This is a genomic window from Mycobacterium sp. 141 (assembly GCF_000382405.1).
GTDB lineage: Bacteria > Actinomycetota > Actinomycetes > Mycobacteriales > Mycobacteriaceae > Mycobacterium.
In genome coordinates this window covers 67061-79614 of record NZ_KB908267.1, presented here as the reverse complement: position 1 = coordinate 79614, position 12554 = coordinate 67061, and the positions used below count along the sequence as shown (strand labels likewise).

Annotated in this window: 11 protein-coding genes; 6 read left to right on the top strand and 5 right to left on the bottom strand. The window is 67.0% G+C overall.

Annotated elements, in window-relative coordinates; translation table 11 throughout:
• Positions 1-216: 216 nt before the first annotated feature.
• Positions 217-1125 carry a DMT family transporter gene (locus H276_RS0116590; protein WP_019972424.1) on the bottom strand — a complete coding sequence of 303 codons (909 nt, stop codon included), beginning with the start codon at positions 1123-1125 and terminating at the stop codon, positions 217-219.
• 212 nt (positions 1126-1337) lie between these two features.
• Here H276_RS0116590 and H276_RS0116585 point away from each other — a divergent pair, with 212 nt between their 5' ends.
• Together H276_RS0116585 and H276_RS0116580 are read left to right on the top strand one after the other, a co-directional pair.
• Positions 1338-2783, top strand: coding sequence for a hypothetical protein (locus tag H276_RS0116585; RefSeq protein ID WP_026357091.1), 1446 nt, complete (start codon positions 1338-1340; stop codon positions 2781-2783).
• A gap of 44 nt (positions 2784-2827) precedes the next feature.
• The gene (locus H276_RS0116580; protein ID WP_019972422.1) at positions 2828-3601 is read left to right on the top strand and encodes a DUF2127 domain-containing protein; all 774 of its coding nucleotides are present in this window, start codon (positions 2828-2830) and stop codon (positions 3599-3601) included.
• A gap of 43 nt (positions 3602-3644) precedes the next feature.
• On the opposite strand, the gene H276_RS0116575 is transcribed toward H276_RS0116580, so the two are convergent.
• Positions 3645-5384, bottom strand: a complete 1740-nt coding sequence (locus H276_RS0116575) for an ABC transporter ATP-binding protein (RefSeq protein ID WP_019972421.1) — start codon at positions 5382-5384, stop codon at positions 3645-3647.
• Positions 5381-7939: an ABC transporter ATP-binding protein/permease gene (locus tag H276_RS0116570; RefSeq protein ID WP_019972420.1), complete on the bottom strand. Its 2559-nt coding sequence runs from the start codon at positions 7937-7939 to the stop codon at positions 5381-5383. Before H276_RS0116570 ends, H276_RS0116575 begins: the two co-directional genes overlap by 4 nt.
• A gap of 129 nt (positions 7940-8068) precedes the next feature.
• On the opposite strand from H276_RS0116570, the gene H276_RS0116565 reads away from it, so the two are divergent.
• Positions 8069-8677 (top strand): TetR/AcrR family transcriptional regulator, encoded by a 609-nt coding sequence (locus H276_RS0116565; protein ID WP_026357090.1) that lies wholly within the window; start codon positions 8069-8071, stop codon positions 8675-8677.
• Between the two features lie 39 nt (positions 8678-8716).
• Positions 8717-9376, top strand: coding sequence for an enoyl-CoA hydratase-related protein (locus tag H276_RS0116560; protein ID WP_019972418.1), 660 nt, complete (start codon positions 8717-8719; stop codon positions 9374-9376).
• Positions 9377-9419: 43 nt separating this feature from the next.
• On the opposite strand, the gene H276_RS0116555 is transcribed toward H276_RS0116560, so the two are convergent.
• Together H276_RS0116555 and H276_RS0116550 are read right to left on the bottom strand one after the other, a co-directional pair.
• Positions 9420-9725 (bottom strand): hypothetical protein, encoded by a 306-nt coding sequence (locus H276_RS0116555; RefSeq protein WP_026357089.1) that lies wholly within the window; start codon positions 9723-9725, stop codon positions 9420-9422.
• Between the two features lie 107 nt (positions 9726-9832).
• Positions 9833-10501 (bottom strand): GNAT family N-acetyltransferase, encoded by a 669-nt coding sequence (locus tag H276_RS0116550; protein WP_019972416.1) that lies wholly within the window; start codon positions 10499-10501, stop codon positions 9833-9835.
• Positions 10502-10785: 284 nt separating this feature from the next.
• On the opposite strand from H276_RS0116550, the gene H276_RS0116545 reads away from it, so the two are divergent.
• Together H276_RS0116545 and H276_RS0116540 are read left to right on the top strand one after the other, a co-directional pair.
• Positions 10786-12009, top strand: coding sequence for a globin domain-containing protein (locus H276_RS0116545; RefSeq protein ID WP_019972415.1), 1224 nt, complete (start codon positions 10786-10788; stop codon positions 12007-12009).
• Positions 12010-12051: 42 nt separating this feature from the next.
• Complete coding sequence (locus H276_RS0116540) at positions 12052-12537, top strand: peroxynitrite isomerase (protein ID WP_019972414.1); 486 nt, start codon at positions 12052-12054, stop codon at positions 12535-12537.
• Positions 12538-12554: the final 17 nt, after the last annotated feature.

The following is a 12554-nucleotide window of genomic DNA, read 5'->3' as shown; positions in this document are numbered from 1 at the left end:
GCTGTTTGGCCGCGTTCTTGGCGTGCTGCCGGAGGCGGTTTCCGGCGAATGTCGAGGCTGAGGCCGCGGGGCTGAGCAGAAAGAAGTGACCGCCATCAATGAGAACATCGACGACAAGTGGCTTACGCGCCAAGATCTCGCCGATCGGTATGGAGTCGCGCTGTGATCGCCGCAATCGGCGGCGGTCGGTGCTGGTAGCCCATCGCGAACGCACCATCAATCCGTGACGGTGCGCACCGACCGCAGGCCCATCTCGGCTTCCAGCTTCTCCTCGTAGGCGCCCTCGTCGCGGCCCAGCGCGATCGTCGCCACGGCCATCGCGCAGATCGCCAGCGACACCGCGATGGGCTCCAGCCCGGTGATCGACATGTGCTCGCCGAGCACGATCGAACCGAGCACCACCGCCACCACGGGTTCGAGCACCAGCATGGTCGGTACCGAGGTCTGCAGGGATCCGGCGTGAAAAGCCGATTGCTGCAACAGTGTTGCCACCACCCCGAGCATCAGCACGAGGTAAAGGGCGGGTGTGGTGAACACCGTGAGCACGCTGCCCTGGGTGACCAGGTGCATCACAATCTTGGTCAACACCGCCACCACGCCGAACATCACGCCCACCGCCATGGCGAGCAGAGCGGCGCGACGCCAGGTGGTGCTGCGGGTCGCCGCGAGGACGAACAGGGTCACCCCGGCCGCGCACACCACCGCGACGATGAGTGTGGTCGCCACCGGCACCTGGTATGAGCCCGTGCTCGCCCGGGCCAGCAGGACAAAAACCGTCAACGCGGCCGTCAGCAGCAGCGCCCACAGCCACTCGGCGCGACTGACCCGACGGCCTGCCAGTCGAGCGCTCAAAGGCAACGCGAACAACAACGCCGACACCAACACCGGCTGCACCAGCAGCAGTGAACCGAAACCCAGCGCGAGCGCCTGAAACGCATAGCCGGCTACCGCGGATGCGGTACCGAACCACCACAGCCGGCGACCCAGCAGAGTGCGCAGCATGACGGTGCTGACGCCCTTCTCCGCCGGGACGTCCATGGTGGCGCGTTGCCGTACCACGATGCCGACCGCGGCGAAAACCGCTGCACACAGGGCGAACAGCACCGCAAGACCGTTGCCGAGCAAGCCTCGTCAACCCCTTTCGGGCCGGTAGGCCCCTGAACGCCAGTCACCTCCAACCGTAGAGTGCCTGACGCTCTCGTGCCGGTCCAGGTCTCCTACCCAACGCGGCGTGTCGGGCTTCTTGGCTCAACCGAGCCCCGGCGGATGCGGTTTCGTGATCGGGCCGCCGTAGCGTTCGTGACCCGTACGGTTCCGTCCGCCACCAGGAGTTGACGATGTCGGTAAGCCGATGGCTTGCAACGCTCCTGGCTCCAGTGCTGGTGACAGCGCTGACGGTGACGCCACCACCGGCCGCGGCCGCGACCCAGTTCGGTCCGCAGTTGCCGGACAACCCCTACGACGGCCCCACCGGTACCGCGTCAAGGCACGGCGACAGCGGCGCATCGGACACCACGTCATTGCCGGGGCCCGGCACCGGCCATGTGCTCGCCCAACCCATCGGCCTGTCCGCGGCCTGTCCGACGGTCCTGATCGGCTCCGACGGTCTACCGGTAGCGCTGTGCACCCAGGCTCTCGGCCGATCGCCACGCGTGTACCTGCTGGACAAATCCACCGGCACGCCGTTGACCAGCATGGCGGTTGCGGCGGCCAGCCCGCTCGGCGGCGGCTATGGATATCTGGACCGCAACGACCGGCTGGTCCTGGTGGACGGCGACAACAACCTGATCCGGATCAGCCACAGCCGCAACAAGCTCGGGTTGTGGGGCCTGTCCATCGCCGAGTCGACACCGCTGGGTGCGGGTCTGCCTACCGGCGACTCGGTCACGAGTGTCGCACCCGCATACAACGGCAAGGTCTGGTACGCCACCGCCGGTGGGACGGTGGGAATCGTCGACACGGCCGCGCGGAAGGTCACCTCCGTGGCGCTGCCCGACGGCGAGCATGTCGCCAACAGCATCTCCACCGCACCGCAGGGCACCGCGGTGGTGACCACGCACGCGCTGTATCTACTGACCGAAGATCCAGCCGGAAACCCCGCGGTCAAATATCGGGTCGGCTATGACAGGGGGTCGGCCCGCAAGCCAGGACAGCTGAGCTGGGGCAGCGGATCCACGCCGACGTTCTTCGGGCCGGTCACCGGCGGTGAGTACCTCGCGCTCGTCGACAACGCCGACAAGCAGGTCCATCTGCTCGTGGTCAGCACGGCCTCCGGCACGGTTCTGTGCTCGACCCCGGTACTCACCTCCGGCGGGCCGGGCTCGGAGAACTCGTCGATCGGCGCGGGGCGCACGGTGATCGCCTCCAGCACCTACGGCTATCCATATCCCGCGGCGCCCAGCGACGCCGACCCCGCCGTGCCGGCCACGGCACCGTTTGTCGGAGGGATGACGCGGGTCGACGTCCGGCCCGACAACTCCGGATGCGACGTGGCGTGGAACAACAGCGTGCGCTCGGCAGCGGTACCGAGACTGTCGGTGGCCGACGGCATGATCGTGACCGTCACCCGGCACAATCCGGTCAACGATCAACTCGGCACCACGCCTGCCGACAAGTTCTTCTACGCCGCCGTGGACGCCAGCACCGGAGCGGTGCTCACCGAGCAGTTCATCGGCGCCGCGATCGCCGCCGACCCCATGCAGTCTGCGGGCACCACGGCATCTGGCGGAGTGATCTACCAGGGCACGGCAACAGGAATTCAACGCATCGCACCGCTGACCTGACGCCGTTCCATGCGACCAGATGCATCGGTCGCTACGGTGCTGAAATGGTGAATTTCGCGCTGCGGTCCTGTGGTTTACGGGGTCACGCCACGTTCGCCCCCGACGAGCCCGATCTGCGCGAGCGGCTTCGGGCTGACACCCCGGTCGGGGAAGCGTGGCGCTGCCTGCGGTGTGAGACGTTTGTCGTCGGCCCGCCGAGGGGGCACGGCCCGGCCGACACCGCCCCCGAAGTCCCGCGGGGACGGCTGTTGCGCGACCGGACGATCATGCGCCTGCTGGCCGTAGAGCGGGCGGTCCGCGCGGCGGTCTTCGTGGCGCTGGCGATTGGAGTGCTCAAGGTGCGCGCCACCCGCTCCCAGTTGCATGACGCGTTTCAGAAGGACATTCCGCTGGTCCGCCCGCTGGCCGACCAAATCGGTTGGAACCTGGACGATTCCAGGATCATCCGGACCATCGATCACGCGTTCTCGCTGTCGGCGACGACGCTGCTGTGGATCGCCGTCGGTCTGGCCGTCTACGCCTTGATCGAATTGATCGAAGCGGTCGGGTTGTGGCTTGCCGAACGCTGGGGCGAGTACTTCGCGGTGATCGCCACCAGCGTGTTCCTGCCGTTGGAGATCTACGAACTCACCGAGAAGGTGACCGTGGTTCGGCTCGGCGCCTTCCTCGTCAACGTCGCGGCGGTGATCTGGCTGTTGTGGAGCAAACGGTTGTTCGGGATCAACGGCGGCGGTGCGGCATACCGGGCCGAGCATCACACCGAGAGCCTGCTCAGTGTCGAACGTGCCGGTCTCGCAGCATCGGAGCGACACCAGTAAGCCGGCGGTAGCACGCCATCAGCGTCGTGCAGGTCGGCGAATCTCAGTGCACGATCTGCCATTCCGCGGCGGCGTGCTGCTGACGCCAGAACTCGCCGAACCGGCCACCTGCGCTGAGCAGCTCTTCGACGCTGCCATCCTCGACGACGCGTCCGCCGTCGAGGAACAGCACCCGATCGGCGTGGCGGATACTGGCCAACCGGTGCGCGACGATCACCCGGGTGCGCGGCTGCAGATCGACGGTGAGGGCGTCCACCACGGCTGCCTCGTTCTCGGTGTCCAGAGCGCTGGTCGCCTCGTCGACAAGCAGTATCGGCGCGGCCTTGACGAGCGCCCGGGCGATGCTGACCCGCTGTCGTTCGCCGCCTGACAGTGCGGTGCCTGCTTCGCCGACCTTCGTGGCATCACCATCGGGCAGCCGCCCGGTCAACTCGTCCACCCGGGCCAGCCGCATCGCAGCGGAGAGCCGGTCCGCATCGGCCGCGGGATCTCCCACCGCGATGTTGTCGCGGATCGACCCGTCGAACAGATAAGGATGCTGGAATACCACACTCGTTGCGGCCCTGCGGGTTTCAGCATCCAGCGTCGCAGCGTCCACACCGTCGATCAGAACCCGACCGGCGGTCGGCTGATGCAGGCCGGCGATCAGCGACAGGATCGTGCTCTTGCCCGATCCGGACGGACCGACGATCGCCGTCGTGCCGCCCGGGTCCAGCACGAAGCTGACCTTGTCGAGCACCGGGTCGTTGCCGTAGGCGAAGCTCACCTCGTCGAACTCGATGCGTGGCAAGAAGTTTCGCTCGAGAGGCCCGACCGTCCCGGCGGGGAGCGTCGGCGCCGAGAGAACGCTGCCGATTCGGTCCAGGGTGGCGCGGGTCGACTCGATCGCCGGGGCCAACTCGCTCAGCGCCGTGAAAGGTTCCAGGTAGCGGGCGATGACGACGATCAGCGCGATCGCCTCGGGCACGGTCAGTGCACCGCGCATGGTCAGCACCGCGGCCATACCCGCCAACGCGATCAGGGCCAACTGGCTGGCGAGGCTGAACAACAACTGCCCGGGAATCTGCATGGCCAGCAGTCGCACGCTCGCGCCATGCTGGGCCGCGAGCGCTTCGCCGACCAGGCTGCGCGCCGGTTCCGCGCGCCGGGCCGCCCGCAAGGCCTGTTGAGTGCGGGCGAACTCGATGATCCGTTCGGTCAAGGCACCGTTGGTCTCGTCGGCGACGGCGTCGGCCTTGCGACTCAACTGCCCCGACGCCCACAGTGCGCCCAGCAGGACCACCACACCGGCCAGCGCGGCGAGTCCCAGGGGCAGCGACACCGCGATCAGCGCCACCGCGATGGCCGCAGGCAGCAGAATCGCGCCGACGAGCGGCGTGAGCAGGTTCACCACGAGGCCGACGAGTTCCGGCCCGGTCGCGGCGATCGCCTGACGGGTGTTGGCGATGTTCGCGCCGTTGTCGCCGGCCAGCCAGTCGAGCCTGATGTTCGGCAACCGGTCGGCGACGTTGTGCTGAGTGTTGTCGAGGACCGCGAAGCCGAGATCGAATCCCAGCCGCGAGGTGATGGTGTCGACGATCCAGCCTCCGACGGTCGCGGCGGTCAGCCAGCCGAGCCACGGCACCGCGTCGCTCGGACTGGCACTGAACAGCGCGGCCACCAGCGGTACCAGAAGCACCGTGCCCGCCGCGCGGATCAGTACCGAAATCAACGTCAGGGCGGCGTAAACACCGACCGTACCGCGCTTCTCGGTGGGGATGAGCGCAATCAGCGTGCGGATCATCGAGCGGCCTCTCCGGCGGTCACGGTGTCGCGGTGCCCGGTCTGCCACAGCTGGTGGTAGCGGCCACCGGCGGCCAGCAGTTCCTCATGCGTACCGGTTTCGACGATCCGTCCGGCATCGAGCACGACGATCTGATCGGCATGGGTGATGGTGTGCAGCCGGTGCGCGATGACGAGTACGGTCCGGTCCCGGGTCAACCGGTTGAGTGCCTGTTGCACAAGGTATTCCGACTCCGGATCGGCGAACGCGGTGGCCTCGTCGAGGATCAGCACCTCGGTGTCGGCGAGGATCGCCCTGGCGATGGTGAGCCGTTGCCGTTCCCCCCCGGACAGGGCGGGTGCCGCGCTCAGAGCGGTGTCGTAGCCGTCGGGCAAGCGCAGCACCCGGTCGTGGATCTGCGCGTCGCGCGCGGCGTCCTGCACCCGGTCGATGCCCGCGTCGGGGTCGGCCAGGGCGATGTTCTCCGTGACAGTCCCCGCCACCAGTTGGGTGTCCTGGAGCACGAAACCCACCCGGCGATACAGATCGTCGGCGCTCAAAGTACGGATATCGCTGCCGGCGACCTGGATTGCGCCGTCGTTCACGTCGTGGAAGCGGGCCAGCAGCGCGGCGAGCGTGGACTTGCCCGAGCCCGACGGCCCGACCAGCGCGGTGACCGTCCCGGGTCGCAGTGTCAGTGAGACGTCTTCGATCACAGGAACGCCCGGGCGATAGGCGAATGTTACGTGGTCGAACACCACTGCACCCGAATCATTCTGGGGCGGATCAGCATCGGCGATCGCGAGGTCGGTCTCTTCCAACGCGTTCTGGATGCGCCGGGCGGCGATCATGCCGCCGCGGATACCGCCCAGACCGTAGCCGATGCCGAGCAACCGAACACCGAACGTGGTGCCCAGCAACAGGAACGGCAGTAGATCCACCGGATCCAGCCAACCGTTGATGATCATCGGGGTGCCGATGACGGCGATCAACCACAGGAAGGTACCGGGCCTAGTGACCAGATCCATCAGCGACTTCTTACCGGTGAACGGGCGCTGCCAGGCCACCAGGAAACCGATGTACTCGTCGAGGCGACGGCGAAAACTCGATGCCGCAGCGCCACCGAACACCCGGACCACGGGCTGGCCCTCGAGGTAGGCGCCCGCCTCACCGTTCATCCGTTCGGCCCATCGCTGCGCCTGCGCGATACGGGGTCCCGACTGGATCGTCATGATCGACATGAGCACGAGGTAGGCCAGCACCGGCACGAACAGTGCGGCAGCCAACCTCCAGTCCACGGTGAACAGGTAGACCAGCACCGCCAGCGGCGCGATCACCGCAGCGACGGCGTCGGGTATGGCGTGCGTGACGAGGTAGTGCAGTGACAGCGTGTCGTCCTGCACCAGTTGCTTGATCGCACCGGATCCGCGGGCGGTGAACCAGCCCAACGGCAGCCGGGACATCTTGGTCAGCAACCGGGTCCGCAGATCACGCGCGAAATTGGCGTCGATCCAGTGCAGCCAGAGCGTGAGCACCGCCGCCAGGAAGGTGCCCGTGCCGAGCAGTCCGATTGCCACGAGTCCTACGGTCCACAGCTGCTGCCGGTCCGCGCCGGTCAACAGTAGCCGCGCGAGTTCGACCAGCAGCACAAAAGGCGCCAACTGGACCAGTGTGATCACGGCCTGCAGCACGCCGGAGACGATCAGCGGTGTGCGGAGCGGGGACAGCAACCGGCCTGCGGCCTGTGCCCGCCAGTTTCCGCGTGTCTCAGCAGTTTTGGCAGTCTTGGCGTCTGTCGGCTTGGTTTCGGCGGGTTTGTCGGCCGCAGCGTCGTCGCGCTTGGTGCCCATGGCCCGACCCTCGGTCCAGTAGGCCTGCGCGTGGATCTCTGTCTTGGGAAACCCGAATTCGTCGCGTAACCGGGTCCGCAGGTGCTTGAGCGATCCGGCTTCCGGCGTCACCCAGCAGTACCAGTCCGACCAGTCCCTGCCTTCTATCGCCGCCGCGAGGGAGGTCGTGTCCGCGCGGGCCACCCAGTGCACCCGCATCCGTGGGTGTGCGGCGATCGGGATGAGCAGATCAGACTCATCGTGCTGTTCGAGGTAGACCTCGATCGGAATGTCGTGCGGGACAGCTCCGATGATGCCGTTGATCGCGGGTGTCGCCGCGGCATCACCGATCAGCAGATAGCCGGCCGGCGACTCCTCCGGGACACTGAATCCGGCAGACCCCAACGTCGTCACCGGTATGGTCGCGTCCGGCGTTGCGGTTCTGGCCCATTGCGCCGCGGGTCCGGACGGCTCGTGCAGGACGACGTCGATGGCGAAATGCCCCGTGCTGACCTCGGCTTCGACGATCGTGTAGGCCCGCTGGAATTCGGTCTTTGTCCCCTCCGGGTCTGGGAACCAGAATCTCAACCAGGACGTCGGCTCGGCGATCGCATCGTCGAACAACGTGGGCGAAACCATCCGGATGCGCAGCAGATTCGGCGTACGCCACTCGGTGCCGACGACCGTGGCCTGGTGATCACGGGCGCCGAAGCCCCGCATGATCGCCCCTTGGAATCCACGTGCCATCGCCGGTCCCCTCCTGATTGGTCCTGACCACGATACGCACCCAAAGTATGGGTAGCCTTACCTACTGTCAACGTGGCCCTGCCGACACATGCCATCAATACAGAGCAAATGCTCTGTTACTGTGTCGTCATGCCGCGCCCGCGCGTCCACGATCCTGACATGGTCCTCGATGCGGTCGAATCGCTCGCGGTGAGCTCAGGCCTTGCCGCGGTCACCATCCGCGCGGTGAGCTCAGCCGTGGGTGTATCCAACGGCGCGCTCTACCACCAGTTCGGATCCCGCGGCGGTCTCCTGGGCCGTGCCTGGGTGCGGGCCGCCCGCCGGTTCCTGGACCTGCAGCGGGAGCTGGTCGACGCAGCCGCCAACGGTGTCGATGCGATCACCGCCGCGGCACAGGCGCCTGCCGTATTCGCCGAGCACCACCCGGCGTCAGCCCGGCTGGTGCTCATCATCCCGCCACACGAGATCACCGGCCTCGGCCTGCCCGACGACGTGGCCGACGAGCTGGCAACACTTCAGACGGAACTGCTTGGTGTGTTGATCGAGTTGGCCGATGCCGCCTGGGCACGCCGCGACCGGGCCGCCGTCGACGCCGTCACCACGTGCATCGTCGACCTGCCCACCGCCATCCTGCTGCAGCGCGATCGACTCGGCGATCCCACGGCGCGCCGACACCTCCGGGGAGCGGTGGAGGCCGTGCTCGCCATCGGCCCCAGCCCGGTGACCACCGAACGATGACTCCAGCCCGGTAATCCCCAGCCCAACGAAAGGTGCACCATGACAACGACACTGGACTTCGACGGAGAGATCGCGATCCTCGACCTCGGGGACGACGAGAACCGGTTCTCCCCCGAGTTTCTCGATGAGGTCGACGCCAATCTCGACCACGTGATCGCCAAGGGCGCGCACGGCCTGGTCACCACGGCCGACAGCAAGTTCTATTCCAACGGCTTGGACTTGGATTGGCTTGGGGCGCACAGTGATCAGGGCTCGTGGTACGTCGGGCGGGTTCAGGGCATGCTGGCCAGGTTCCTGACGTTCCCGGTGCCGACCGCAGCAGCAGTGGTCGGTCACGCCTTCGGCGCCGGGGCCATGTTGGCGATCGCTCACGACTTCCGGGTCATGCGCGCCGACCGCGGCTTCTTCTGTTTCCCCGAGGTCGACATCCGCATCCCGTTCACACCGGGGATGGCAGCACTGATCCAGGCCAAACTCACGCCACAGGCCGCTGTCGCGTCGATGACGACCGGCCGACGCTTCGGCGGCCTGGACGCGCGGGCACACGGACTGGTGGACGCCACCGCACCGGAGGGCGGGGTCACGGTGGCAGCAGCCGATCTGTTGCGCCCGTTGCACGGTAAGGACGGCGGCACGCTCGGCGCCATCAAAGATGTCATGTTCGGCGCCGCTGTCCAGGCGCTGAAAGCCAACGGTTAGCCGACAACGAGCCAGTCAGCCCGTCGCCGGCACCGGGCGCGGCTCAGTTACCCCACCCGCGCTGACCGTCCCAGCCTCCGCACATGCCGTTGAAGCAGCCGTGGCCCCAGCCACCCTGGGCAGGGTTCCAGCCACCGCAGCCCTGCCAACCGGCGCCACTGTCACAACCGCCACCGCCACCGGCGTCACCCCCGCCGACCGGGTCGGCGAGCACCACTTGATTCGTTCCGCTCAGGTCGGTCAACGTGGCCGGCGCCTCAGCGAGCAGCATGGCCGTCGGTGCGGCGGCAATGGCCGCTGCGGCTCCCGCTACGAATACTGTTCCCGCGAGTTTTCGTATGGTTAGCATGACTCCATAGTGCCCCGCTGTGAGCTCCCTGCCAAGGAATTCTGTGAGCACAGCCACCACTTTTCGGCGAAAGCCGTAATCAGGAGTGTGGACAGGCGGAAACTTTCTCAGGCCGGCGGGACAACCCCCGGTGCGCGGACGACCATCGGAACAGCCGGGAAGTACGAGGCCATCTCCGACCGCGACTTACGCAGCGCCGCAGTACCGTATCCACGCTTACGGAAATCGGGACGAATCCAGATCCGCACGTTGACCTCGCCGCCTGCGAGTTCACCAAAGACCATGCCCACCTTGTCCGCACCCTCGATGGCGACGAACCACGCGGCCTCGTCGGCATCGACGCGGGCCAACGCCGACCGGATCTCGTCGTCGATGTCGGCGGCAGGTGCGCCGGACCCGTCACCGGAGGCGCCGACGTCGGCGGTACGTGCCGCGAAGATGTCGCGGTCGGAGTCGGGCGAGAACGCACGCAGCACCAGCGTCTCACCGGAGCTGGCAGGACGTTCCTGAACCGTGAAGGACAACCGGCTGTTCAGATCGTCGAGTTCGGCGGCAATCTGCCGCCGCGATTCCTTGGTGATCCGGTCGAAGGACAACCCGACTACGGCGTCGGCAGCGGCATGCGATGTGTTGAGCAACGTCGCGACGGCGGCGACGGCGGACTTGCGGTCGTCGGCCTCCACGATCACATCCAGCAGCTCGTGCCGCCGGTTGAGTGCGTTGAGCAGAGCGTCAGCGATCTCACGCCGCGCGGCGGCCTTGTCGTGATCGGTCATGCCAACGAGGGTAGAGCAAGCTCCGTCCACCCTGCCGTGCGTTCGCGGCGACCACCGCAGGTGGCAAATGACGGGCGCAGCCCCAGATTGATCGCGTAGCCGGATCCGCAACGCCTCGGGCCGGACTTCGCACCAATTAACTCGGCCCCAATTAACGGCAATTCCACGCTAGAGGCGAACGGTCCGTCACCCGTGGGCCAAAAGGCCCTATCCATCCGGGTATTGCCACCGATAACTTTTCGCCAGACACCCGCGCCTTCCGAAGGGACCCCCTCGTGAGCACCATGACACCTACCTCGCTGCTGTCACCAGCCAGCCTCGACGTGGTGCGGGCGACCGCCTCCGTCGTCGCGGCGAATGCCGACGCGATCACCGCGCGCTTCTATCCGCGGATGTTCGAAGCTCACCCCGAACTGCTACGGGTGTTCAACCAGGGCAACCAGGCCACTGGGGAACAGAGTAAGGCATTGGCCGGGTCTGTGGTGGCCTACGCCGTGCAGCTGATCGACCCCGAGGCCCCGCCGTTCGACCACGTCATGCGCCGGATCGCCTACAAGCACGTCTCGCTGGGGATCCGTCCCGAGCACTACACGATCGTCGGCGAGCATCTGCTCGCCGCTGTCGGCGAGGTGCTCGGTGACGCCGTCACCCCGGAAATCGCTGCGGCTTGGAGCGAGGTGTACTGGCTGTTCGCCCTGCAACTGGTCGCCGAGGAGGCCCGGCTGTACCGGGAGGCCGGAGTCGACCCGAACCAGCCGACGCGCCAGTACCGGGTGGTCCGCCGGATCGAGGAGACCGCCGACGTCATCTCCCTCGTGCTGGAGCCGGTCGACGGTGGCCCGCTGCCGGACATCGCTCCCGGTCAGTACGTGTCGGTGTTCGTCGACCTACCGAACGGTGATCGCCAACCTCGTCAGTACACGGTGTCGTCCACAGCTGTCCACACTCGTCTGCAGATCACCATCCGACGGGTTCGCGGGGTCAACGGCGCACCGGACGGCCGGGTTTCCAGCTACCTGCACGACCAGGTCAAGGTCGGCGATATTTTGGACCTCAGTGCGCCTGCCGGTGATTTCGTCGTGACACCCACCGATGGGCCACTGCTGCTCGCCAGCGCCGGCGCGGGTATCACCACGGTGTTGCCGATCGTCGAGCACATCGCCCGTAACCAGCCGCAGCGGAAGGTGGTCGTCGCGCACGCCGACCGCCGCGCCCAGGATCACGCGCTGCGGGACACCGTGCTGCACCTCGGCCGCGAGCTCGACGACTTCACCGCCTACGCCTGGTACGAGACCGTCGACGATGGTGACACCCGGTCGCGGCACGGGTACATGGACTTGACAGACGTGCCTCTGCCCGACGACGTACAGGTGTTCACCTGCGGTCCGCTGCCGTTCATGCGGCACGTCAGGACGACGCTGCTGGAGCGCGGCGTGCCCGCGACCCGGATCCGCTACGAAGTCTTCGGCCCGGATCTCTGGGCTGCGCAGGGTTCGCCCGACGACTGATCGGATACGACGCCGTGCCAGGCGGTCCGTACCCTGGCGACCGTGGCTGATCTGCATCCCGACGTCGCGGCGTTGGCTCCGCTGCTGGGCACCTGGGCCGGGCACGGTGCTGGCGAGTACCCGACCATCGAGTCGTTCGACTACGTCGAAGAGGTCACCTTCGGCCACGTCGGTAAACCGTTCCTCACCTATGGCCAACGCACCAAGGCACGTGCGGACGGTCGCCCGCTACACGCAGAAACCGGATATCTCCGGGTGCCGACGCCCGGTCGGGTGGAGTGGATCCTCGCCCACCCGACCGGCATCACCGAGATCCAGGAAGGGTCGCTGACAGTCGCCGACGACTCCATCGAGATGGAGCTGACCGCAACCAACATCGGCCTCAGCGCGAGCGCCAAAGGCGTTACGGCACTGTCACGTTCGATCAAAGTGTCCGGTGACGAGCTCAGCTATACCGTGCGCATGGGTGCCGTCGGTCAACCGGTGCAGCATCATTTGGCCGCGTCGCTGCACAGGAGCCGAGCATGACTGGCCAGCGAGAAGCG

What these genes read in the sequence shown, in the direction of transcription:
- H276_RS0116545 (WP_019972415.1), top strand. Translation starts at nt 10,786, where the DNA reads ATGACACCTACCTCGCTGCTGTCACCAGCCAGCCTCGACGTGGTGCGG.
- H276_RS0116570 (WP_019972420.1), bottom strand. Translation starts at nt 7,939, where the DNA reads ATGGCACGTGGATTCCAAGGGGCGATCATGCGGGGCTTCGGCGCCCGT.
- H276_RS0116550 (WP_019972416.1), bottom strand. Translation starts at nt 10,501, where the DNA reads ATGACCGATCACGACAAGGCCGCCGCGCGGCGTGAGATCGCTGACGCT.
- H276_RS0116580 (WP_019972422.1), top strand. Translation starts at nt 2,828, where the DNA reads ATGGTGAATTTCGCGCTGCGGTCCTGTGGTTTACGGGGTCACGCCACG.
- H276_RS0116560 (WP_019972418.1), top strand. Translation starts at nt 8,717, where the DNA reads ATGACAACGACACTGGACTTCGACGGAGAGATCGCGATCCTCGACCTC.
- H276_RS0116555 (WP_026357089.1), bottom strand. Translation starts at nt 9,725, where the DNA reads ATGCTAACCATACGAAAACTCGCGGGAACAGTATTCGTAGCGGGAGCC.
- H276_RS0116565 (WP_026357090.1), top strand. Translation starts at nt 8,069, where the DNA reads ATGCCGCGCCCGCGCGTCCACGATCCTGACATGGTCCTCGATGCGGTC.
- H276_RS0116585 (WP_026357091.1), top strand. Translation starts at nt 1,338, where the DNA reads ATGTCGGTAAGCCGATGGCTTGCAACGCTCCTGGCTCCAGTGCTGGTG.
- H276_RS0116575 (WP_019972421.1), bottom strand. Translation starts at nt 5,384, where the DNA reads ATGATCCGCACGCTGATTGCGCTCATCCCCACCGAGAAGCGCGGTACG.